Annotated in this window: 18 protein-coding genes; 5 read left to right on the top strand and 13 right to left on the bottom strand. The window is 62.0% G+C overall.

Features of this window, described 5'->3' with window-relative positions; all coding sequences use genetic code 11:
* From EKO19_RS11540 to EKO19_RS11515, 6 genes are all read right to left on the bottom strand, one after another.
* Window positions 1–957, bottom strand: a complete 957-nt coding sequence (locus tag EKO19_RS11540) for a radical SAM protein (protein WP_129776564.1) — start codon at window positions 955–957, stop codon at window positions 1–3.
* Window positions 954–2753, bottom strand: coding sequence for a vWA domain-containing protein (locus EKO19_RS11535; protein WP_129776563.1), 1800 nt, complete (start codon window positions 2751–2753; stop codon window positions 954–956). Before EKO19_RS11535 ends, EKO19_RS11540 begins: the two co-directional genes overlap by 4 nt.
* A gap of 5 nt (window positions 2754–2758) precedes the next feature.
* Window positions 2759–3745: a hypothetical protein gene (locus EKO19_RS11530; RefSeq protein WP_129776562.1), complete on the bottom strand. Its 987-nt coding sequence runs from the start codon at window positions 3743–3745 to the stop codon at window positions 2759–2761.
* A gap of 2 nt (window positions 3746–3747) precedes the next feature.
* Window positions 3748–5331, bottom strand: coding sequence for an AAA family ATPase (locus EKO19_RS11525; RefSeq protein WP_129776561.1), 1584 nt, complete (start codon window positions 5329–5331; stop codon window positions 3748–3750).
* Window positions 5332–5391: 60 nt separating this feature from the next.
* Window positions 5392–6057, bottom strand: a complete 666-nt coding sequence (locus tag EKO19_RS11520; RefSeq protein ID WP_129776560.1) for a trimeric intracellular cation channel family protein — start codon at window positions 6055–6057, stop codon at window positions 5392–5394.
* Between the two features lie 72 nt (window positions 6058–6129).
* Window positions 6130–6861, bottom strand: coding sequence for an endonuclease/exonuclease/phosphatase family protein (locus tag EKO19_RS11515; RefSeq protein ID WP_129776559.1), 732 nt, complete (start codon window positions 6859–6861; stop codon window positions 6130–6132).
* Between the two features lie 376 nt (window positions 6862–7237).
* Here EKO19_RS11515 and EKO19_RS11510 point away from each other — a divergent pair, with 376 nt between their 5' ends.
* A complete protein-coding gene (locus EKO19_RS11510; RefSeq protein WP_129776558.1) occupies window positions 7238–7864 on the top strand; it encodes a nucleotidyltransferase domain-containing protein in 627 nt (208 codons plus the stop codon).
* Window positions 7852–8283, top strand: a complete 432-nt coding sequence (locus EKO19_RS11505) for a hypothetical protein (protein WP_129776557.1) — start codon at window positions 7852–7854, stop codon at window positions 8281–8283. The genes EKO19_RS11510 and EKO19_RS11505 overlap by 13 nt, the downstream gene beginning before the upstream one ends.
* Window positions 8284–8406: 123 nt before the next feature.
* Here EKO19_RS11505 and EKO19_RS11500 read toward each other — a convergent pair whose 3' ends face one another.
* Together EKO19_RS11500 and EKO19_RS11495 are read right to left on the bottom strand one after the other, a co-directional pair.
* Window positions 8407–9123: a TSCPD domain-containing protein gene (locus EKO19_RS11500; protein ID WP_129776556.1), complete on the bottom strand. Its 717-nt coding sequence runs from the start codon at window positions 9121–9123 to the stop codon at window positions 8407–8409.
* A 59-nt stretch (window positions 9124–9182) separates the two neighbouring features.
* Entirely contained in the window at window positions 9183–11327 is a 2145-nt protein-coding gene (locus tag EKO19_RS11495; protein WP_246038876.1) for an adenosylcobalamin-dependent ribonucleoside-diphosphate reductase, read from the bottom strand.
* Between the two features lie 530 nt (window positions 11328–11857).
* Between EKO19_RS11495 and EKO19_RS11490 the strand changes: the two genes are divergently transcribed.
* The gene (locus EKO19_RS11490) at window positions 11858–13210 is read left to right on the top strand and encodes a Do family serine endopeptidase (RefSeq protein ID WP_129776555.1); all 1353 of its coding nucleotides are present in this window, start codon (window positions 11858–11860) and stop codon (window positions 13208–13210) included.
* 57 nt (window positions 13211–13267) lie between these two features.
* Here EKO19_RS11490 and EKO19_RS11485 read toward each other — a convergent pair whose 3' ends face one another.
* From EKO19_RS11485 to EKO19_RS11475, 3 genes are all read right to left on the bottom strand, one after another.
* Entirely contained in the window at window positions 13268–15106 is a 1839-nt protein-coding gene (locus tag EKO19_RS11485) for an NEW3 domain-containing protein (RefSeq protein WP_157995225.1), read from the bottom strand.
* A gap of 168 nt (window positions 15107–15274) precedes the next feature.
* On the bottom strand, window positions 15275–16825 hold the full coding sequence (locus EKO19_RS11480) for a Calx-beta domain-containing protein (RefSeq protein WP_129776553.1): 1551 nt from the start codon (window positions 16823–16825) through the stop codon (window positions 15275–15277).
* Window positions 16826–16847: 22 nt separating this feature from the next.
* The gene (locus tag EKO19_RS11475; RefSeq protein ID WP_175597033.1) at window positions 16848–18041 is read right to left on the bottom strand and encodes a hypothetical protein; all 1194 of its coding nucleotides are present in this window, start codon (window positions 18039–18041) and stop codon (window positions 16848–16850) included.
* Window positions 18042–18266: 225 nt separating this feature from the next.
* Between EKO19_RS11475 and cueR the strand changes: the two genes are divergently transcribed.
* Window positions 18267–18722 (top strand): Cu(I)-responsive transcriptional regulator, encoded by a 456-nt coding sequence (gene cueR, locus EKO19_RS11470; RefSeq protein ID WP_129776551.1) that lies wholly within the window; start codon window positions 18267–18269, stop codon window positions 18720–18722.
* A gap of 3 nt (window positions 18723–18725) precedes the next feature.
* Complete coding sequence (locus EKO19_RS11465; protein ID WP_281281053.1) at window positions 18726–21137, top strand: copper-transporting P-type ATPase; 2412 nt, start codon at window positions 18726–18728, stop codon at window positions 21135–21137.
* 11 nt (window positions 21138–21148) lie between these two features.
* Here EKO19_RS11465 and EKO19_RS11460 read toward each other — a convergent pair whose 3' ends face one another.
* Together EKO19_RS11460 and EKO19_RS11455 are read right to left on the bottom strand one after the other, a co-directional pair.
* Window positions 21149–22381, bottom strand: a complete 1233-nt coding sequence (locus EKO19_RS11460) for an acyltransferase family protein (protein ID WP_129776550.1) — start codon at window positions 22379–22381, stop codon at window positions 21149–21151.
* Window positions 22374–23129, bottom strand: a complete 756-nt coding sequence (locus tag EKO19_RS11455) for a GDSL-type esterase/lipase family protein (protein WP_129776549.1) — start codon at window positions 23127–23129, stop codon at window positions 22374–22376. The genes EKO19_RS11460 and EKO19_RS11455 overlap by 8 nt, the downstream gene beginning before the upstream one ends.
* Between the last annotated feature and the right edge of the window lie 102 nt (window positions 23130–23231).

Raw genomic sequence — 23231 nt, 5'->3', positions numbered from 1 at the left:
TTACGCCACGAACTTCTCGAAGACCTGGGTGCTGGGACAATCATCGCACCAATGCGACCGGCGCTGCTCATAGCGACTGTGCAACGTCATCAAATCCTCGACTGAGCGCAGTTCGTCGACATGCACATCGTAGTCCGCCAGCGTGAAGCTGCACGGAGCGACCTGGCCGCGCTCATCGATGAACAGAAACTTCTTACCCGGATTGCAACTATCGACGCGCAATCGCTCGCCCGACGCGCTGGCTCGGAACCGATGCAAGTACTGCGAGCCACCGCTGAGTCGAATGCCATGCGCCCAGAGTCGGTCCCGCAATCGGGGCAGCATCTTTGTCAGCGTCTCAACGTCCTCGGGGCGCAGACGATGCTCCCGATAAAACTCCGGCCGATCGTTGCCGCCGAGCTGGTTGAACGTGATCTCATCGATGCCCCACGAGATCAGCTGCTCGCACAGCTCACCGAACAGGTGAATGTTCTTCGCCATCAACACTGTATTCACTCGCAAGCGCAGCCTGCGTTCGCGACTCTGCGTGTCGGCCCGCAACTGTGTGACCACGGATCGCAGGTGCTCGAACCCGCCCGGCCAGCGCCGGACGCGGTCGTGAAAGGCTGCTGGCCCGTCGACGCTCACGGTCAGCTCGGCGAAGTCGTCGGCGATCATCGAGCGCAGTGCCGCTGACTTCAGCGCGGTGCCATTGGTCGTTGCACTGAGCTGCAAGCCAAGCTCCTTGGACAGCATCTTCGACACTGACGCGAGCGGCTTCCAGAGCAGCGGCTCACCGCCCAGCCAGCTGATCATCACCGTAGCGCCGGTTCGCGATTGATACTCAGAGAACAACCGCGCCATCCGCAGCACCGTGCCCTCATCGACGTCGGCGCGCTCGAACGGCAGATTGCGATCATAGGCGCAGTAGCCACAGCCGAGATTGCAATGAGTCGTGACGCGCCAGATGACGATCATGCCGTCGCTCTCGCGGACGGCTCCGCCGGTTGATAGACGGTTCTCGCGAAGTCCCGCGCGAATTCCACCAGTTGTTCCCAATCTTCGATACGAGCGATGCGAATGCCGAGCTCATCACGAGCGCGAATCAACAGCTCCCGATGCGGGAAGGCGTACTGAGCGGTCTCCCACTCCTTGCCCAGATTCAAGACAAAAGTCGAACCGCCGGCGGCCTTGGCCAGGGCCGCGCGAAACAAATCCCAACCCTCGTGTCCGCGCTCATCCTTATCGAAGATCGTCGTGATGCCGTCGTCGGAGATGAACAGCAGATGCGTGGGATTGAGCGCGCGCTTCGTTTCAAGATACGTCTCGCGCAGCTCGTGCAGCGGAAACTGTGTCCCGCCACCGTAGTAACTGATCAAGGCGCGCATGACTTCCTGGGTATCGCGAACGAAACCCGGCGTCGATGTCACTTGATTCTTGCCGCTCCAAACCGTGACTTTGACCCTCGCTCCGGCCCGCAGCGCCGACAGACACAGGATCGCGCCCGCCAAAGTCGGAAAAGACAAAAACTGCTGCGGATTGGGCATGCTGCCCGAGCTGTCGATGAATACGTCCAGATTCAGCGGCACGCTGGCCGGCTCGGCACCTGGCGACACTCCCCACACCCGCTGCACCGTCGTCATGCCGGGAACGATCCTCGGACTCTGCATGATGGTTTGCAGCCAATCGATGCTGTCGAAGGACTCGCCCATTTGCCACGGCTCGATGCCTTCCGGCAACGGATCGAGGCTCGCCGGCTTGCGCCGCGCCGGGAACCGAATCAAATGAGGCGCGGCCTTCTCGCGGTAGTACGAGACGGCGATGTCGTGATCGCTTAGAGTCACGCCGGCGGCGCGCAGAATCTCACCGTATTCGAACGGCTGGCGAGTCTGCCCGCCGGGCCGGTTTTGAGTCGCCGCTTCAAGTGTTTTCTTCGACTCCGTTTGCGAACCCGGCCCTTCATGTCCGGTGATTTCCGGATCACGCGACGGATGCACCATCGGCTTGCCATCATTCTCATCCGCTTCCGCCAACCCTGACGGCTCACCGCCCGCTCCAGCCGCGCGCGTGTCGTGCCAGGCGCGGGCGGCACTCGCGTCGAGCGCGTCCTTGGCGAGATACGGCAACATCAACATCGCAAACTTCGCCGCGCCTTCGATCCAGTTGCGCGAATAGTGACGAACGATGCGCATCGCCAGCCACGCATCACCCTCGGCTTCCGCGCTCAACTTGCCATCGGCCAGCGAGCCGCGCTCCAGCGACCACAGCAACTCGTAGGTCCGCAGATAGATTCGCCACAGGGTTCCGCCCGCTTCCCTCTTGTCGAGGGTCAGCTTCTTGAACACCTCGGCGAGCCGCAGCTCGGCACTCCGCTGCAACCGATCGTTGATCAGCAGATCGGTGAACAGGTTAGCAATCATCGGCGCATGCGCTTCCAGCGTCGGCAGCGCCTGTCGGATACGCGCGAGCGAACGAGCGTGATCCGTCAGATTCGCCGGCGCCAGGACATGATGGCCGATCTCGTGCGCCAGGATTTCTTCGGCGTAATCGCCGAGCCCGTGCCGTTCGATAGCCGCGAGATTGATGATGATGGACTGATCCGCCAGACGGATCATCGCGAAGCTCTCGGTCAGCCCTTCCTGCTCCGCTTCACGATCGTCCGCACACAAAGACGGCGCATGAAGCACGACGTGCCTGCTCCACGCAGCGAGCGCTTTCGGCCAGGCCGCCGTCCAGCGTTCGCGTAACCGTGAAAGTGGCTCGTCGTTGAGCACGATAGTTACTTCAGCGCGACCAGCACGATCTGATGCGAATGAGCGAACGTACAGGCAATCGCGCCCGTGCTCGATCCGCTGCTGGTGATGGGGCCCGCGCCCGGCATATCGAGCGACTTGCCGTTGTAGACCACTCGCGTGCCGACGTGTTCTTCTTTCTTCGCCGGCTGCGCACGCCACTCTTCGGCGGTACTGCGATGAAGTGTCGCGCCGAATGCGTCCGCGACCAGGAACCAATAGTCATCGGCACTCTGCACGAGCCAGCCGCTGTCCGCGCTTTTGAGCAAAGGCGGCTGCAGGAATGGGCCGCCGAAACCACGAAACGCGCCGGCGCTGCGCACGATGCGTAACGACTCTGCATTCGGGTGCGCGGGATCGAACCAGCGATCTTCCTGCAATCGCCGAAGCACGGGTTCAAATTGTTTCGACTCGATACCCAGCACCGTGCACGCAAGTTTGGTCGGCAGCGACGGAATCGCGCCGAGTGCACCCTCGCGATAGTGCGCCAGCCCACATTGCCACGCGCCCACCTGCCCCACCATTAATAACTCGTCCGGCGTTGCGCATTGAGATGCGATGCCCTTCAACGCGCGCACCCATCGATTCACGTCGGCGGACTCCGTGCTTGCGAGTTGATGGGCCGCATTCGTTAGCGACGCCATTACACGCGCGGGCTGAGAGGCGATCAGGCCAGCCGCTGGCGGCAACACCTCGCGCCAGGTTTCAGGAATCGCGCCATAGCGACCCGCATCGAGCGACAGTCGCTGCCCTACCAGTTGCAGCGAGCAGTCGTACGCGACACTGACAACATCACCGACGGCATCAGGATGATTTGCATGAACCGCCTGTGCGAGTGGCTCGACCGCATCGGCAATGAATCGCAGCAGCTCCTGACCATCGAGCTGCGGATAGCGTTGCGCGGCGAGCCTGAAGCGCGCGTTGAAATCCGCACGTCGCGCCTGTAACGCCTCGGCGAGAGGAGCGCTGATCATCGTCAACCCGCGCGCAGCCAGCGCAGATAATTGGTGTAACGCTGATGCAGATACTTCAGCTTGAGCAGGTCGTCATATAAGTGACCGTACAGCTTCTGTCCTTTGATCAGCTCATTGACGGTGCGCTCGATCTGAAACAACTGCTGGCGCGTGTCGCTCTCGCTCAAGCCCTCCAGACCGCGATCGAACTGAGTGGTGAGCGCCAGCACCGCATCGTCCTGGTCGAGATTCAGTCGTTCGTACTCGGCACACGAAAGATCGAACAGCCGGCGCAACCAGCCGACGCGATCGCTGCGGAACATGGCGTTGCCGGCGCTTTCGAAGAACGGCGCGTCGATGTCCGGGATGAGCTTGTCGTGGAATACGAACGGCAGGATCTGGCGAACATCGCTCAGTTCCACTGCGGGGTTACCACGGAAGAACGCCATCGCCTTGGCATAGAGAAGCAAGGTCATCAACATGCGCACGGAGATGCCGTTCTTCGACTGCGCGCCGAGATCCTTGAGCCGATCCTTGCCGGTTTCCTGCGCAGTCAGTGTGTGCCACTCGACTCCGGCCAGCCGCGCCGTGTCCTTGGTTTTGTATTCGAACTGCTCGGCGGCGACATCGCAGAACTCGAACTGACTCGAGAAGAACTCGATGCGCCGGCGCACTTCCGGACTCAACTGGATGGCGCGAATCTGCGCCCCCATGCGATCGATCTGCGCTTCCGTGAACACGATTTCTTTGGGCATCGCCTCTTCCGGACGAATGCCTTCCTCGATCCGGGTCAGCAGCTGCCCCAGGAAACGCGGATTGAAGGACAGCGCCTGTACGATCACGTCGATACGATCGCGCAACGCTTCGATCACCTGATACGTGCCGCCGCCCTGCTCGTCGTTGGCGGTGAGGAACCATGCCGATTCGGGACATTCGTGAATCTGGTCAAGCAGCTCGGCGTAGTTGTCGCCCATCACGGTGAGCAGCGCGCTCTGGGTGCGTGTCGGAATGCGGTTGTATTCGTCCACGATCTTCACACGCATCGACAGCCACTTGCGCCAGGCGATGCGGATGTCTTCGACCTTCTGCGCGTTGATGAGATCGGCCGGCAGTGGATTGCCGAGCAGGTCGGCCGTGGTCATCTGCGGGTGACCGTGAAGCATCGAGCGCCGCACGTCTTTCAATGAGTAGCCGCCCAGCACGCCCATCAGAATTGCGCTGGCGGTCTTGCCGCGCCCCGGCCCGCCGATCAGCAGGCACTTGCGACGCAGGGCGAATGTGAGCAGCGGCAACAGCACGAAGCTGGAATAACTTTGCCCGGTGGGCAGCGTCAGCCGGCTCTTGTGATCGCCGATGCTGAATTCCTGCGGCGGCTCTTCGTTGTACTCGATGTCGTAGTGCGGGCTGATGATGGCCGTGTTGACGATCCAGAAGTAGGCCTGGCGCAGCTTCTCATCCAGCGCCAGCTCCTGACCCTCGGCTTTGTCATCGGCGATGACCACCGGCCCGCGATACAGATCGGCGATGTCGAAGGTCCGGCGGGCGGGACTGACGTGCGGATTGGTCGGTGCCTTGGAGACTCGCTTGAACAGGTCGAATGCGGACATGCCGGATCCTGAGCGACAAAATGCCGCTGAATACTAGCTCATTCCTGGTGACGACAATCGCTACAGCCTGGCGTCTTTGCGCTCGCTCGCGGGCTTTTCGCCGGCGGCGCCCGCGGGCTGCTGAAGCGCCTTCGGCAACTGCCAGCCCCGCCTGATGGCCAGCACGCGCAAGACAAAACAAAAAGCCGCCCCACACAATGCCGCGGGCACCGGCGGCGCGCCGAACTGATCGCCCAACACGACCACCGTCGCACCACCCAACGCCGCCACTGCGTAGAGCTCAGCCCGGAGCACCAACGGAATCTGTGCCAGCAACACGTCGCGAACGACACCACCGCCGATCCCCGTGAGCATGCCGAGCAGCGCCGCCATCACCGGATTGAGTTCGTACGCCAGCGCCTTTTGAGTGCCCGCGACTGCAAACAACGCGAGCCCCGCGGCATCGAACATTCGAACCGGATTCGCCATGCGCTCGATCGCCGCATGCCACTTGAACGCAATGACCCCCGCCAGCACCGATGCCGCCAGGAATCGCCAATCGGTAATCGCTCCCGGCGGCGTAGCGCCAATCAATACATCACGCACGATGCCACCCGCGCATGCGGCCGCAAACGCCAGCACCAGAACGCCGAAGATATCGAGCTGCCTGCGCGCGCCCGCCGTCGCGCCGGCCAGGGCAAAGACGAAGGTGCCCGCGAGGTCGAGGACTAAAACCAGGGTTTTCACGCTTACGCCCCTACACCCACGCGCATGAGGTGATTGACCTGCCTGCTCGCCGCAAATTCCGAGGTGATTCCTTCACGGCGCCCGCCGCTCGACGCTCGCCAATATGCCCTTGTGATCGCTGATCCCCTCGAGCACCTGCACGTCCGTCAGCCGATACTCCGGCGTGGCGAAAATCGTATCGACCGCGTACTCGAGCGCGCCGGCATAGTGGAACTGCGCATCGATCGTGGTGGTGACATCGGCGGGTAGGTGATCGATGAGCCCCAGCTCGTCGGTGAACAGGGCGAACATTTCTCTGCCGCGCGGCGCGTTGAAGTCGCCACACAGCACATAGTCTGGATAGGGCAGCAGCGCCTGCTTGAGCCTGGCGAAATCCGCGCGCTGTTCGTCGGTGGTTTCGCCGTCCATCGACCAGGTGAAATGAGTGGAGCCGATCTTGTAGCTCCGCCCCTCGTGATCGATCTCAGTCATGACCAAGAGCCGCCGCGGATCGTTCGGCTGAGCGAAGATCCGGATGCGCGGATCGTCGGCATAGTAGGCGACGGTTTGAGCATGCACCGGCACGCGCGTCAGCACAGCCACCCCCCAACTGCGCGGACTGCTGCCACCGCCGCTTCTCTCCGGCATGAGCGTGCTGATGGCGTACTTCACCTGGTAATCGCCCACAGCCGCCAGCGTCGCGCAATCTTTCTCAAACACTTCGTGTAAACAGACGATGTCAGGCAGATGCGTGGCAATCGTCTGCGCCACCCGATCGAGATGACGATCGTGCTCGATGTTCAGCGTCAGGAGTTTTAGCGGCATGCGCGTGACGGTACGCGAGGTGCGCAGAAAAATAAAACGATCATAGCGAGGTCTCTTGCGCGGTCATCCGAGTACAGATCCGCTAAAGGCAGCACAGGCACGGTCGGCTGCAAACCTTCGTAACGAAGCACGAACTACCTCCATACACGGAGCGCGTAATCTCCGCTGCGCGCCCAAGCGGCTCACGCATACTGAGCCTCCACAAAATCGGCCCGCGATTTACACGAATAGGCCGCATAGAGCGACGGCATACAAAAATTTGCCGCTCCACGCCGTGCACACTTTGCGCAGAAGGCCCGTGACCCAATGACTACCTTTCGTAGTGAACGACTACCTTTAGTAGCCAATCGCTACAAAAGGTAGCTACACTGATGCCATGCAAGCCAAAGCATCTAAAGGAAAAAATTCAATCAGCCCCATGGTGGCATCCCTGTTCGGGAGCGGTGCAAAAGCCCGTATCGTGCAGTGGCTCTACACCCAGGCCGACCCCAAGGACACCTATCCGCCGCGAGCGCTCGCCCGCCTGGCCGGGATTCCCTACGGCTCGGTCCATAAGACCCTGAACGACCTTGTCAAAGCCCGGCTCGTGAGCGTTCAAGAATCCCCACGGGGCGTGGAGTATCGAGCTCCATTCGAGGATCCCCGATTGAAGCACTTGTTTTTGCTGCTTCGACAGGACAGCGAGTTCATTGCAATGCTGCGATCCAAACTTCGGCGCTTCAAATCGATCGACTACGCCTGTGTCTTCGGCTCCTTTGCACGCGGTCAAACCCATGAGAAGAGCGACATCGACGTACTGATTCTCGGCGCCTCTGCGGAAGATGAATGGGACATTCGTACGTCGCTCCAAGAAACCGGCCTCAAGTTCTCGCACGAGATCAGCCCGCAGTTCCTGGGCACGGCCGTGTTCATCGCGGATCTCGACAAGGGCGAGGCCGTGGCCCGCAGCATCCTGGCCAATCCTCGGATTGACCTGATCGGAGAGGTGCCATGGCAGATCTGACTCAACAACGCCATATCAATATCGAGAAGGCCAGAAACCTCCTGCATCAAGCGGTTCTTGATCTACAGGATGCCCGTGCGGACAAGAAAGTAATTACACCTTATCGTCGATTTCTTGCTGCCTATGATGCAGGCCTCCACTGTGCATTAGCGGTGCTCGAACTCAACAGACAGCAGACCAGAGGAGAGGGACACCATGCCGAATCCTTCCAGCACCTGCTTACGACGCTCGGGTTCAAGGGCGGAGCCGTAGCCGAGGCTAAAGCCATGAGTCAAGCCAGGAACGACGTGACATACAAGGGCAACATGCAATTGGCCGATGAAGTACAGGTCGAACGCGCCATCAAGTGGGCGGATCGCTTGATCAACGAGACGGTCACGTGGGTCAAGAAAAACCACCCGCGTGTGTTCGGGGGTTAGCCTTCAGATTCAAACGCCGTCCAGTCCGCTCAAAAAGAAAACGCCCCGCACGAGGCGGGGCGCAGGTGGTCGGCGCGGGTAGTCCCCAAGGCCGTCAATCAAACTGGTATCAGGCGACAGTGCTCATCCGCACTTCGAGTCGCCGCAGTTCAGGCAGGTCATGCAGCCGTCCATCAGCACCACGGCGGTGGTGCTGCACTTGGAGCACAGCTGCGCGCCCTCGGGGAAGTGGCTCTTGGCGAAGGCGTCCTGCTGCTTGTTGCGCGCTTCGTATTCAGCCTTCTTCTCCTCGATGAGCTTCCTGCGTTCCTCTTCCATTTCCGGCTTCTTCAGCAGGCCGATGGTCTGCAGATGCTTTTCGACCACGTAGCCCAGCTCGGCGATGATGGACGGCATGAATTTGCCGCCGGTCTGCCAGTAGCCGCCGCGAGGATCGAACACGGCTTTCATTTCGTCGACCAGGAAGGTCACGTCGCCGCCCTTGCGGAACACGGCCGAGAGAATCCGGGTCAACGCCACGATCCATTGGAAATGATCCAGGTTCTTGGAGTTGATGAAGATCTCGAACGGGCGGCGCTGCTCGTGGCGGGTGCCTTCGTTCAGGATGATGTCGTTGATGGTCACGTACATGGCGTGATCCGACACCGGCGTCTTGATCTTGTAGGTCGAGCCGATCAGTACGTCCGGACGCTCGACTTTCTCGTGCATCCAGACGACGTTCGATTCTTCCTTGCGCTCCTTGGCCTGCGCGGCTTCGGCGGCGGCCTTTTCGGCCGCGGCCCGGTCCTCGGGCTTCTCGACCCGGTACTTGACGATTTTCTTGTCGATCTTGGAGCTCATGGTTTCAACCTGCTTCCAGTGCGGCGGCAGCGCGCTCCGCGCGCGCCGCCGACAACTCGTTAGAATTTCCCGTAGTAGCCTTCTTTGAGCGCGTCGAAGAGATTGGCGGCGGTGTGTTTCTCGCCGTCGTACTCGATCTCTTCATCGCCACGCACCTTCACTTCGGTGCCGTCTTCCAGCGTGAACACGTAGGTCGTGTTCTTCAGGTCCTCTTCCTTGACCAGCACGCCCTGGAACGCTTCCGGATTGAACCGGAACGTGGTGCAGCCCTTCAGGCCCTGCTCGTAGGCATACAGATAAATGTTCTTGAAATCCTCGTACGGATAATCCGTCGGCACGTTCGCCGTCTTGGAGATCGAGGAGTCGATCCACAGCTGCGAGGCCGCCTGGATGTCGACATGTTCCTTCGGCGTGATGTTGTCGGCCGTAGTGAAGTACTCGGGCAGCTTCTCGGCGGGAACATTCGAGTTCGGCATCGCGCGCGGATTGATCAGCTCGCGATAGGCCAGCAGCTCGAAGGAGAACACGTCGATCTTCTCCTTGCTCTTCTTGCCTTCGCGGATCACGTTGCGGAAGTAGTGATGTGCGAACGACGGCTCGATGCCATTCGAAGCATTGTTCGCCAGCGACAGCGAAATCGTGCCGGTCGGCGCGATCGAGCTGTGATGCGTGAAGCGCGCACCGACTTCGGCCAGCTCATCGACCAGCTCCGGCGCGGCTTCGGCGACGCGCTGCATGTAGCGGCTGTACCTGGCGTGCAACGTGCGGCCGTGAACTTTCTGGCCGACGCGCCAGCCGTCCTTCACCATTTCGGGACGCTTGCGGAGCATCTCCGGCGTGACCTCGAACTCTTCGACCATGATTGGGGCCGGGCCCTTCTCACGGGCGAGCTCGAGGCCCGCTTCCCAGCCCGCCAGCGCCATTTCGCGCGACACGTTCTGCGTGAACGCGACCGACTTCTTCGAACCATACTTCATGCATTGCATGGTGATCGCCGAGCCCAGGCCCAGGAAGCCCATGCCATGGCGACGCTTGCGCATGATCTCGTCGCGCTGCTGCCCGAGCGGCAGACCGTTGATCTCGACCACGTTGTCCAGCATGCGCGTGAACACTTTCACGGCCTTGCGGAACTCTTCCCAATCGAAGCGCGCGTCTTCGGTGAACGGATCGAGCACGAAGCGCGTCAGGTTGATCGAGCCGAGCAGGCACGAGCCGTACGGCGGCAGCGGCTGCTCGCCGCAAGGATTGGTGGCGCGAATGTTTTCGCACCACCAGTTGTTGTTCATTTCGTTGACTTTGTCGATGAGCACGAAGCCCGGTTCGGCGAAGTCATAGGTGGACGACATGATGACGTCCCACATGCGCTTGGCGGGCAGGGTCTTGTAGATCTTGCAGCAGACCAGACCGGTGTCGTTCACGACATAGCCTTCCTTGGTCGGCCACTCGCGCCACAGGTACTGGGTCTTGTCCTGCAGGTTCTCATCGCCCTCCAGCTCGCGCTGGCTAACCGGGAAGGCCAGCTGCCAATCCTGATCTTTCTTCACCGCCTCGACGAAATCGTCGGTGATCAGCAGCGACAGGTTGAACTGACGCAGCCGGCCGGCTTCGCGCTTGGCGCGGATGAAATCCATCGCGTCCGGATGGCCGATATCGAACGTGCCCATCTGCGCGCCACGACGGCCGCCGGCCGACGACACGGTGAAGCACATCTTGTCGTAGATATCCATGAACGAGAGCGGGCCCGACGTGTATGCGCCGGCGCCGGAGACATACGCCCCCTTGGGGCGCATGGTCGAGAATTCGTAACCGATGCCGCAGCCGGCCTTCAGCGTCAGGCCCGCTTCGTGGACCTTCGCGAGAATGTCATCCATCGAGTCCAGAATGGTGCCGGACACGGTGCAGTTGATCGTGGAAGTGGCGGGCTTGTGCTCCAGCGCGCCGGCGTTCGACGTGACGCGGCCGGCCGGAATCGCGCCCTTGCGCAGGGCCCAGAGAAACTGTTCGTACCAGGTGTCGCGCACGTCGTCTTTCTCGACGTCGGCGAGGGCACGGGCGACCCGTTTATAGGTGTCGTCCATCGAGCGATCGACGGGCGTGCCGTCTTTCGCGGAGAGTCGATATTTTTTGTCCCAGATATCCAGCGAGGCTTCCTGGAACGGAATGCTGTTGACATCCATGGGCTCAAGTTTGATTGCGGTCTTCATGCCGGCAAAGAACTCCGGATTGCGAGCGGGAGCCAATCGTCCCCAACTGACGTCCCATAACTCCCTCCCCCCAGGCCCCTTCAAGCCCAAGCAGGCGGTCCATATCTGACCTGCGCAGCGAGCTCGCCGGTCATGTTTTTCTTTCCGCGGCGAGACACTACATATTGTGTCAGGGGCACGAGCCTAGACCCATGTCATGAAGCCGTCAAGAAACCCTCCTGCGAAAAATAGGCTCGGAAAGCCCGTATAGTTCAAGGGCTTGCGAGGTTTTGCGGGAGGATTTCGGCGCTGCCGAAAAGAGAACGCCAGTATCTCCGCAAACGCGGCAAACCACAACATCTTGTGTCCACCGACCATCAACGGTAAGCCCACAAGTTATCCACATCCTGCCCACCGGGCTGCGCACAGGGATATGCACGGGAGTTGCCAGTCACCATAGAATCCGGGCCTGACATCGAACCCATAACATCACCGTTGGTCTTCACAAGGGCGGCCGCTCAGCCGTTCATGCTCCAAAGTAGGATTGCTTCATGAGACAGGTTTACGCGCTGTTGGCCGCGACGGCTCTGCTCTACAACGTGGGTTCCGCCGCCCAACTGCCGGAAAAGGTCGGCGACACGCCGATGCCGTCGCTGGCACCCATCGTCAAAAAGGCTTCGCCGGCGGTGGTGAATATCGCCACCCGGGGCACGGTCAAGGAACAGCGGCCGCGCAATCCGTTGCTGGAAGATCCGTTCTTCCGCCGCTTCTTCGATGCTCCAGATGTGGGGCCGCGCGAGCGACAATTCCAGAGCGCCGGCTCGGGCGTCATCGTCGATGCCAAGAACGGCTACATCATCACCAACGCGCACGTGATCGAGAACGCCGATGAGATCACCGTGACGCTGCTCGACGACCGCCAGGTCAAGGCCGAAATCGTCGGTCGCGACAAGGCCTCCGATGTCGCGGTGCTGAAGGTCCCGACCAGGAATCTGGTCGAGATGCCGCTGGCCGATTCCTCCAAAGCTGAAGTCGGCGATTTCGTGCTCGCGATCGGCAATCCCTTCGCGCTCAGCCACACGGTCACCTCCGGCATCATCAGCGCGCTCGGCCGCTCCGACAACAACCCGGAGTCGTATCAGGACTTCATCCAGACCGACGCGCCCATCAACCCGGGCAATTCCGGCGGCGCGCTGGTCGACCTCAAGGGCCAGCTGGTCGGCGTGAATACCGCCATCTTCTCCGGCAGCGGCGGCAACATCGGCATCGGCTTCGCCATCCCGTCCAACATGGTGAAGGCCGTGATGGCGCAGCTCGTTCAGTACGGCGAAGTCAAACGCGGCATGCTCGGCGTGCAGCTCTCCAACAACTTCACGCCGGGCATCGCTGAAAACCTCGGCCTCGACAATGCGCGTGGCGCGCTGGTGTCGCAGGTCATCGAAGGCTCGCCGGCCGACAAGGCGGGCATCAAGGCCGGTGACGTGATCACCTCGATCAACGGCCGCAACGTCGCCAACGCGGGCGAGCTGAGAAACACCATCGGCCTGCTGCGCATCGGCGAGAAGGTCGAGCTCGGTCTGATTCGCGAAGGCAAGCCGCGTCGTGTGAGTGCAGTGATCGGCGAGCGCGATGGCGCTGACGCTGAAGGCGCCGCGCAGATTCATCCGGCGCTGGAAGGTGCCGCGCTGACCAACGCTGCAAACAATGCCGGCGTGCTGGTGGAGAACGTCATCGAAGGCAGCCCGGCTCAGCAGGCAGGCCTGCGCGCGAACGACGTGATTCTTGCGATCGGCCGCGTGCGCATCAGCACGGTGGACCAACTGCGTCAGGCAGTGAATGGCGCGACGGCTTTCGCGCTGACCATCCGTCGCGGCAATTCGACGCTGGTCTTTACGATTCAATAAAACGTTCGGATCGGTCCCGGCCCCTGTCCCTTTCAGGACAGGGGCCGGGACTCGCCCTCAATACGACATCGAACGGACGCAGACCACTGCCGCCGAGTTCGGCTTGACGTCCTGCATCTCCACCGGCGAGCTGCCGGTCAGTTGAGCATTCCAGGCACCGGGAAAACTCGAATCCGTGGAGCTCCAATACGTGCCCTGCGCGACCGGGTTCAAGCCGAACCGGAACAAGTTGTCCCAGATATTCGGCAGGCCCGCCGGGCAGCTCGCCCAGCTGCTGGAGCTGGACAGCTGACAGATCGCCGGCAGATACCAGGTGCCCGGAGCGGCGCCACCCTCGGCGCTGTTGTTACAGGCTTTGGCCGCGATCGCATCGAGCGACAGCTCGGCAACCGCCGTCAGCGTATTCGCCTTGCCGTTGGTGAGGCTGTTTGCGGTCGTCGATCCCTGCAAATCCGCCCACTGCAAATTGCCCTGGGTGTTGTTGTCGATCACCGTGGCAGCGCTCGCGGACTCGACCGCGAACACCAGGTAGCTGTCGATGGAGAAACCCAGCGTCGTGGTCGGCGGCGAGGACACATTGTCCGCCGTGATCTCGATGCCATCCTTCGCCACGTACGGCGCCGACGAAGTGAACTCCAGATTGCACGAGGCGCCCGGCGCGAGGTCGACGCAATCCGAAGCATCGACGACGACGCTCGTCCAACCCGGGGGCAGGTCTATCCCGATATTCACCGCGGTGCTGGAGCCCGTATTCGTGACGGTGAGCAGGCCGGAGCCGGTGTGCACCGGGACCACGGTATCGGCAACGACCGACAGCGTCGTGGCGTTGAGCGAGCAATTGACCGTCACGTTGGCAATGTCAGTCGAGCCCATCACGCCTGAGCCGTTGCTCACAACGCAGGTGGACGAGGCAGGCTGCGTGAACACGGTCACGTTATAAGGACTGCCCTGCGCGACACCGGTCGAGAAGGTGAAGGGACCGTCGTTGTTGATCGACAGATCGTCCGCGCCGTTGTTTTGCAGGACGACGGTGCCGTGCAATCCAGAGACGAGACCGCCCAGATTGAAGCCGTTGTTCGAGCACACGATCGCTACGTCACTGACATCGCCAGTGACCGTGCCTGTGCCGTGACTCACGCTGCACGTCTGCGTCGCGGGCTGAGCTTGAATCGTGACGGCGTAAGGGCTGCCATGCGCGATGGCGATGGGAAATTCGAAGGCGCCGTTGCTGCTGAGGGCCAGCTCATCGCCGCCGTTGTTACGAATCAGGACAGTGCCCATCAGACCGCTCACCGAACCCGCGACGGCGAAGGTATGGGTCGAGCAAACGACCGTGACGTTGTCGATCGCGCTCCCGCCCATCGTCCCGGCGCCGTGGCTGACCGAGCAGGTTTGGGTCGCGGGCTGAGCTTGAACGCTGACGGAATAAGCGGCGCCCTCCTCGACGGGCGTGTCGAACTCGAACGTGCCATCGGTGCTGGTCGTATAGACCTCGCTGCCGTTGGCCAACGTGATGGTGCCGATGAGGCCCGAGATGTGGCCACCGAGCGGATGCGTGCTGGCCGCGCAGCTGACGACGATGTTGTTGATCGTCGAGTTGGCCATCGTGCCTGTGCCGTTGGTCACGGAACAGTTCTGCCCGGCCGGTTGCGAACCGACAGTGACTGAATATGCGGTCTGCGCAGTCAACATGCGGGAAAAGCGGAAGGCGCCGTCGGCGGAAACCCGCAGCGACTCGGCGCCATTCAAAACCAGCGTGACCTCTCCCTCCAAACCCGTGACCGTGCCGCCGACACCCGCGGAAAACGTCAGATTCTTATAGTCACTGCCATTGCTGCCGTTACAACCCGCCAACGCGAGCGCCACCGCGCTCATCACCCAACCGTGCACTCTCACCACACAATCCTTCATCAATGAACGACGAACAATTGTGCGAGGAGCGGCGCGAACAAAGCGTGATGCAGCGCGAACTCCCGAGCATCCGACTCGACGCCAAGCGCGACCTTGACCTTGCAACCATGGCAAGGTTCATCATCCCCCCTTCCCGAATCATGAGGCGATCGCCTAGGCCCGCCGGCGAATCGCGACGAGCGTCGCCCATAGCAGCAGAGCGAGCCAGCTTTCCTGGCCTCCACCGCCGCCGCCCGAATTCGAGGGAGTCGACGCCGCTCCATCGTCATCGACGATGGTCACCGTGGCGGTCGCGACGCCCAATTCGGTCCCCGCGGAAGCATTCCGCAATGAGACGGTGAAGCTTTCGTCCGACTCATCGACAGCATCCGGCGTCAGCGCGACCGTGATGAGCTTGGTCGAGACATCGTTCGCCGCCCACGTGAGCGTTCCCGATGCCGCTGTGAAATCTCCGCTGGCGGCCGTGCCCGCAAGCGTCGTGTACTCGACGCTCGACGCGATCGAGGTATTGCCCGAGCGCGCGACTTGCAACGTCACCGATGTGACATTCTCGTTCACCGATTGAGTCGCACTGACGAACTCGACGCGCGCCGGCGTCCCGCTGGCCACGTCGTCATCGACGATGGTGACAGTCACGTCGACCGGCGTGAGATCGACGAGCCCCATGCGCGGCGAACACCGCAGGGTGAATGTTTCATTCGCCTCGACCTGGGTATCGCCATTGAGATGGATCTCGAAATTCCTGGCGGCGTCCGCGCCGTCCTCCCAGCTTGTGCCAATCTCGAGCCGGAGGTAATCGTCGGGCTCGGTTGCAGACCCTGCAACGTACGCACAGTTCACGTCCAATTTTCCGTGATTGCCACCGACGCGCGACAATGTCAGCGGAACGCTGTACCCGCCCTCATGCACGGTCAGCGAGGTTGCCGAGAATTGAATCCCCTGCGCCGTCGGCCCGCTCTGGCCGGCTGGCGTCGGATCGTTGTCCACGATGGTAACGCGCGCACTCGCGGAGGCGCGCTTCTCCGAGCCCTGATCGTTCGACACGTACACCATGAACGTCTCGTCAATCTCATCGAGACTGTCGTCGACGATCGGAATGACGATCTGCTTTGGCGCGGAGTCACCCGCCACCCACGTCAATGTCATCGTCGTCGAGCCGCCGGAGAAATCGTGACTGGTCGCGGTACCGTCTCTGAGCCAATACGAGACGTTGAAATTCTGGTTGGGCGGCTCGGCCAACGTCACGGTCAGCGTTGCCGTGCCGGCGCCCTCATTCACCGTGACATCACTTGAAATGCCGACGCCCGGCTGCGCCGGCGAGCTGACGCGGTCGTCGTCGGTGATGCCAAAATCCGCGCGCGAGCGCGACAGCGTCGCGCCAGCGGTCGGGGCGAACAATTCCACATAGAGATCCTCGGCACTCTCCACGAGTGAGTCTTCGAGGATGGGAACGTAGATGACTCTGCTGGCTTCGCCCGGGTTGAAGGTGACGGTGCCCGGATCGGCGACGAAGTCCTGACCGGCAGTCGCGGTCAAACCCACCACTCGGTACTGCACACTGACGGTGCCATCCGTCCCGCCCGAGCGATAGACCCGCAGCGGCATGGAGGTGTCGTCTTCGGTCACCCGGAGGGTCTGATCGGGCGGATACTGGATTTCAGTGCGTATGCCGATGACACCGGCGGAGGTGCCGCTGCTGCCCATGAAGCGAGCCAGCGTGAAGCTTCTATCGGTACCGCCAAGCCATCACGATGGCGCGATAACTCCCATCTGCATCTCGATGCAGACGATCGAGCCGCTGCAGTCGCGTGCCGGCCATCACAGCGAAGTCCACGGGGCTGCTTCCCCGCAAACCGAACGTCACATCCGGAGAACCATCGACGTTGTAACGGGCCAGCCAGCCGATATTCCAGACCGGTTCGGAGACGTCGCCGGCGACCACCAGCTTGCCATCGGGCTCGAGCAGCATGGAGGCGATCCAGGTACCGCTCGCGACGATACGACCGCCGCTGCCGAAGGTCGGATCGAGTGCGCCATTTGTATTGAAGCGTGCAATGAAACGTTGCCGCCAGCCGTTGTTGTCGCCGCCCTCGCCCGCCGCCACGACCTTGCCGTCAGAGGTGACAGCCACGCTGCCCACCGTGCCGTCACCGTTGAAGAAGGGCACCTCCACGACACCGTTGGTGCCGAACGCGCTGTCCGGCTGTCCGTTGCTCCTCACGCGCGCGACGAATGGAATCCGTCCAATGGACTGCCTGTAGGCGCCGCCGATCCCGATGACACCGTTGCCGTTCACCGCCAGCGCGCCGGCTTCCACCACCGTGAAAGGTGGCACGATTTCGGTGAGCCCGCCGGTGCCGAACGACGCATCGAGCACGCCGGCGGAAGTCGCTTTGGCAACGAGCATCCTCATGGTCTGATTGCTGGTGCCGATTTTCGCCAGGACGATTGCGGAGCCGTCCGGCGCCAGCGCGAGGCGCGGGTTTTCGATACGCCGGGTGTCGCCGATCACGAGCTCGCCGCCGGTCGCAAAGCTGGTGTCGCGAGAGCCATCGGTATTCAGGCGCACCAGCCGGATCTCCTGCGAGCTGGTTCCGCCTCCCACGAACAGGATTCGCCCATCCGCCTGTAGCGCCAGATCGATCCACCCCGAGTTGCCGAATGTGAGGGTCGCGATACCGTCGCCACCGCCGAAACTGGTATCGCGCGTGCCATCCGCGTTGAGGCGCACGACCCAATAGCTCTGCGCGCTGCTGGCGGTGTGACCCCATCCCGCGAGCAGGAGCTTGCCGTCGGCCTGAGGCTGCCAGGTCGAGGGCTGAAAGCCACCCGGCTCGGTGAACCAGTCAGTCAACGACAGATGACCCTCGGCGCCATAAGAGCGATCCCAATCGCCCGTCGCCGCCTCGGCGAGACCCAAGGAAAAAACGCATAGAACGCAGCCACGCAGGCACGCCACATCGAACTCGCCACCGTGATCTCCTCCGTGCGCGCCGTGTCCGGCGCAATCACCCGCTCTTGTTTGTAAGTAAAGTGTACCTGCGGAATCGGAGCGAGATAGCAAACGTCGGAATTTCTGACGATCGCTTGACCTTACCACCATGGCAAGGTTCATCATGTCGGTGTGTTACGAATGAGTACCGTCATGCCTTCTGTCAAAGCGCCAGCGGAGTTGTCCGAAGCCAAGGATCAGGGTTACTACAGCATCGGCAAGGCCGCCGAGCTGTCGGGCATCACCCCGAAGATGATCCGGCACTATGAGGCGCTGGAGCTGATTCCCAAGGCCGCACGCACGGCGGGCGACTATCGCGTCTACTCGGCCGCAGACATTCATACATTGCGTTTCATCCGTCGCGCCCGGGGTCTCGGCTTTTCGATGGCAGAGATCGGGACGCTGCTCGGGCTGTGGCGCAATCAGCGCCGCGCCAGCGAACAAGTGAAGCGGCTCGCGATCAAACATGTCGCGGACCTCGATGAGAAAATCGCCGAGCTGCAGTCCATGCGCGCGGCATTGGCGCAGCTGGCCGGGCACTGTCACGGCGACTCGCGACCGGAATGTCCCATCCTTGCCGATCTCGCCGGCCTGCCGCCGGCGGAGTGAGATATGACCAAGCATCAGCATCCAAGCTCTGATCAAGATGGCGCGACTGAGAAGTCGTGCTGCTCGACTGCCGGCAAACAGATCCCGGCGCCTGTGAGCATCAAGCATCATCCGACGACGCAACCCGAAGCGGCGTCGTGCTGCTCGCCCGCGTCGGCCACGCCTGCGCCCAAGGCGTGCTGCTCGCCCGCGAGCCAGACTGAACCCGCGCTTCAGCCCAAGCCGCATGTGCATGCGACGCCAGCGGCATGCTGCTCGCACGAGCATCATGGCCATCATCACGCGCAGCCGGCGAGCAGCGCGCCGATGCCGGCGGGCACGATCTACACCTGCCCCATGCATCCCGAGATCCGGCAGGTCGGCCCGGGCACTTGCCCCAAGTGCGGCATGGCGCTCGAGCCTGAGCTTCCGAGTGAACACGTCGACGACAGCGAACTGCGCGCCGTTCAACGGAAGTTCTGGATCGCCCTCGCGCTGAGCATCCCTGTCGTCATCCTGGCGATGGCGCCGCACATGCTCGATCTCGCGATATCACATTCAACCGCGCGCCTTCTGCGCACGATCGAAATGCTCCTCAGCGTACCGGTCGTACTCTGGGCCGCGGCGGATTATTACAAACGCGGTTGGATGGGCATCGTGAATCGCGCGCCGAACATGTACACGCTGATCGGCCTCGGCGTTTGTATCGCTTTCGGCTACAGCCTGATCGCCACCTTCCTTCCCCAGCTCTTCCCAGCCGAACTCCGCGACGGACACGGCATGGTCGGCGTGTACTTCGAAGTGGCCAGCTCCATCGTAACGCTGGTCCTGCTCGGCGAATGGCTCGAACTTCGCGCGCGTGGGCGAACGAGCGCCGCGATCCGACAACTCCTGGGCCTCGCACCGAAGACCGCGCGTCGCATCGAGGCGGATGGCACAGAGAACGACGTGCCTCTCGGCCACGTGCACGCCGGCGACAAACTCCGCGTTCGCCCCGGCGAGAAGATTCCGGTCGACGGTCGCGTGATTGACGGCCACTCCAGCGTCGATGAGTCGATGCTGACGGGTGAGCCCATGCCCGTAGATAAATCCGCCGGCGATGCCGTCACCGGCGCGACGATCAACCAGACCGGCAGCCTGATCGTGCAAGCAGAACGCGTCGGCGCCGAAAGCCTGCTCTCTCAAATCGTGACGATGGTCGCGCAAGCTCAGCGCTCGCGCGCTCCGCTGCAACGACTGGCGGATCAAGTCGCCGCCTGGTTCGTGCCTGCGGTGATCGTCATCGCGGTAGCGACATTCATCGTGTGGTGGTTCGTCGGCCCCGAACCGAAGCTCGCCTACGCGCTCGTGAACGCCGTCGCCGTTTTGATCATCGCCTGCCCTTGCGCACTCGGACTCGCCACGCCCATTTCCATCATGGTCGCGAGCGGTCGTGGCGCTCAGCAAGGCGTGTTGTTTCGAGATGCGCAGGCGATCGAGAACCTGCGGAACATCGACACGCTCGTGCTGGATAAAACCGGCACGATCACAGTGGGCCGTCCAACGCTCGATCGCGTCATCGCGTTGAACGGCTATTCTGAATCGCAAGTCCTGGGCTGGGCCGCCGCCCTCGATCGCTCGAGCGAACATCCGCTGGCTCGCGCCATCGTCACCGGCGCCGAACAACGCGGCGCCCCACTTGCCAATGTCACCGGATTTCAGTCGGTGACCGGCCAGGGGGTTCGCGGCAATGCCGACGGCCACGCGCTGGCGTTAGGAAACAAAGCGCTCATGAGCAGCGTGGGCGCATCGACGGACGCACTCACCGAGCAAATCGCGGGATTGCGGAGTGAAGGACGCACGGTCGTCTTTCTGAGCGTCGATGGCCAACTCGCGGGCGCGATTGCGATCGGCGACAGCATCAAAGACACCACGCCGAGCGCGTTGCAGGCCTTGAAGCAAGACGGCCTGCGACTCGTCATGCTCACCGGCGACAGCGAAGCCACCGCCCGCGCGGTCGCCAAACATCTCGCCATCGACGAAGTCATCGCGGAAGTTCAGCCCAAGGACAAAGCCGACGTCATCGCCAGGCTGCAGTCCCAAGGCCGCCGCGTCGCCATGGCCGGCGACGGCATCAACGACGCCCCCGCCCTCGCCGCCGCCGACGTCGGCATCGCCATGGGCACCGGCACCGACATCGCCATGGAAAGCGCTCAAGTCACCTTGGTGAAAGGCGACCTCACCGGCATCGTCCGCGCCCGCCACCTGAGCCGCGTGACCGTAAGAAACATCCGCCAGAACTTGTTATTCGCCTTCGGCTACAACGCGCTGGGCATTCCCATCGCCGCCGGGCTGCTCTATCCCTTCACCGGCTGGCTGATGAATCCGATGCTCGCGGCGCTGGCGATGAGTCTCTCGTCTGTATCGGTGATCAGCAATGCGTTGCGGCTTCGTTGAGCCGAAACGCCTCAGCCCGGCACCGCAGGCGAAGTGACCTGCGCCTGAGCGACAGGCTCCTTGGAGCGCAACAGCGCCCGAGCAAAGACCGGCCGAAGATACGTCCCGACGGCGCGGTGATGTTTCTCAAACGAGTGATACACCAGCAGCGCCACCAGATGCGCCAGGACGACGCCGAGGGCGATGGCGGCGGCCTTGGGCCAGCCGTGGGTATGTTCGAACACGATGACCATCACGGTGTTGTGGACCAGGTACAGGCTGTAACTGTAGGAGGCGCCAAACCTGGCCAGAGCGGCGGGAATTTTCCATGCCGTCGCCGCCTGGTTGAGACGGAGGAAGATGCCGAAGAAGATCAGGGTCATCAGAAACGCCGTCTGCAGATCGTATGGATCGAACCCGTGTTTCACGGTGCGCGCACCGAGGGCAGCGGCGCCGCAAGCGACGATCAATGCAGCGAGTAACTTCGAACGGGCGGCGGGGCCGTCGAGGCCCATATAGACAACCAGAAATCCCGCCATGCCGCCCACCAGCCAAACGAGCGACAACGACTTGCCCGCACCATCCGCCGCATTCCAGATGACCACCGGAATGCTGATCGCCGCCAGCAACAGCACCCAGCCAAATCGAATCCGCTCGCGCCGGATCGCGCAGAAGAACAGCAGGCTGGCGGCGATATAAATCCAGAACTCGATTGCGACTGTCCAAAACGGTTCCGCAGTGTTGTACGGGCGGATGCGCCACCAGACATCAAAGTGCGCGAGATCCAGCAACTGGAACAATGGATAGTCGAACAAGAGAAACAGATTTCCGACCAAGGCAACGAACCCCGTGCTCAGCCCATCGAGGCTCCAGCGCGTGTGAATCACCGTGGCGTTGAGCACGGCGATCAACAGCACCACCGGCACGAGCGGCGTCATGATCCTGGCGACACGATCCGCCAGAAACGCGGGCATGTGCTCGCCGGGTTTCTTCGCTCGATACAGCAACGAGCGCGTGATCAGGAATCCCGACAGCACGAACAGAATGATGACCGCCACACCGCGACCCTTGTAGGTCATCTTGTTGTCGAAATAGACCACCATGATATGGGACAACAACACCAGGTTGGCCGCCGTGAACCGTAACGTATCCAGAAACGCGGTCGCCGACGCACTGGTCCCCCGAGAGTCCCGCGCCTTGGCGACCTCAGGCCGCACTCCTTGAGCCACGCTGCTTTCCGATTGAGCCGGTAGCACGCTAGCCATTGGCGGCCGCCTTCATCGATTCAATCTTCGCCTTGAGCGCCCGGCCCAGCACTTCGTAGCCCGCTGCACCGATATGCAAGCGATCCGCCGCGAGCAATTGCAGCTGCGGCTGTCCATCGGCACTCGAGAACAGTGGATACAAATCGAGCAATTCGACGTTGCCGTACTTCTTCGCCAGCTCCCGAATGCTCGCGTTGAGATTGGTGAGTTCCGACGGCTTGATCGGCGCCTTCTCACTATCCCGCGGCGGCAACGTGCACAGGATCACGGGCAGGTCGGCACTTTGCGACCGGATCTCCTGGAGCATGCGGTCGATGTTGCGCGCGGTCTGATCGGTCTTCTGCTGAGCACTCAGATCGTTGCCGCCGATCAGTACGACGATGCCGCTGGGATGCAGATCGAGCACATCTTCCTGAAAGCGAAACAGCAGCCCACGACTGACATCGCCACCGATGGCCCGGTTCGCGGTCGGCGTCGGCGCCAGATCGCGTTCCGACGTCTTCCAGTTGCCCAGTAACGAGTCGCCCGCCAACACCCACGCACCTTGCTTGCGCTCGCGTTGTTTCCAGAAACTTTCGCGATTCTGTTTCATCCACCCGAAGACACGGATCACCCCTTCTCCGGGCCAGTCCTTCGCGGCCTGCGGGTACGGTGACGGCCCTGCGTTTGAAATAGTTGCTTGCGCGCCCGCGACGATCAGATAACCGGCGCAAATGATGGCGACACTCGTCCGCGCCCACAGCCGCATAGGACTCCCTCGTGCTCAGCGGCGGACGATACGCGAGTTTGATCGTGAGCAATACGATGTATATTTCACATGCGCCGGCTCAGAAATTTGCCGACGCATGAG

Source organism: Peristeroidobacter soli (genome assembly GCF_004138485.1).
Lineage (GTDB): Bacteria > Pseudomonadota > Gammaproteobacteria > Steroidobacterales > Steroidobacteraceae > Steroidobacter > Steroidobacter soli.
The sequence above is the reverse complement of the archived record's forward strand: the minus strand, read 5'-3'. Positions and strand labels throughout refer to the sequence as shown.

Bases quoted from the DNA above. Each gene is read 5' to 3' on its own strand.
- EKO19_RS11540 (WP_129776564.1), bottom strand. From the start codon at position 957: ATGATCGTCATCTGGCGCGTCACGACTCATTGCAATCTCGGCTGTGGC.
- EKO19_RS11530 (WP_129776562.1), bottom strand. From the start codon at position 3,745: ATGATCAGCGCTCCTCTCGCCGAGGCGTTACAGGCGCGACGTGCGGAT.
- EKO19_RS11525 (WP_129776561.1), bottom strand. From the start codon at position 5,331: ATGTCCGCATTCGACCTGTTCAAGCGAGTCTCCAAGGCACCGACCAAT.
- EKO19_RS11515 (WP_129776559.1), bottom strand. From the start codon at position 6,861: ATGCCGCTAAAACTCCTGACGCTGAACATCGAGCACGATCGTCATCTC.
- EKO19_RS11510 (WP_129776558.1), top strand. From the start codon at position 7,238: ATGCAAGCCAAAGCATCTAAAGGAAAAAATTCAATCAGCCCCATGGTG.
- EKO19_RS11505 (WP_129776557.1), top strand. From the start codon at position 7,852: ATGGCAGATCTGACTCAACAACGCCATATCAATATCGAGAAGGCCAGA.
- EKO19_RS11500 (WP_129776556.1), bottom strand. From the start codon at position 9,123: ATGAGCTCCAAGATCGACAAGAAAATCGTCAAGTACCGGGTCGAGAAG.
- EKO19_RS11495 (WP_246038876.1), bottom strand. From the start codon at position 11,327: ATGAAGACCGCAATCAAACTTGAGCCCATGGATGTCAACAGCATTCCG.
- EKO19_RS11490 (WP_129776555.1), top strand. From the start codon at position 11,858: ATGAGACAGGTTTACGCGCTGTTGGCCGCGACGGCTCTGCTCTACAAC.
- EKO19_RS11480 (WP_129776553.1), bottom strand. From the start codon at position 16,825: ATGGGCAGCAGCGGCACCTCCGCCGGTGTCATCGGCATACGCACTGAA.
- cueR (WP_129776551.1), top strand. From the start codon at position 18,267: ATGCCTTCTGTCAAAGCGCCAGCGGAGTTGTCCGAAGCCAAGGATCAG.
- EKO19_RS11465 (WP_281281053.1), top strand. From the start codon at position 18,726: ATGACCAAGCATCAGCATCCAAGCTCTGATCAAGATGGCGCGACTGAG.
- EKO19_RS11460 (WP_129776550.1), bottom strand. From the start codon at position 22,381: ATGGCTAGCGTGCTACCGGCTCAATCGGAAAGCAGCGTGGCTCAAGGA.
- EKO19_RS11455 (WP_129776549.1), bottom strand. From the start codon at position 23,129: ATGCGGCTGTGGGCGCGGACGAGTGTCGCCATCATTTGCGCCGGTTAT.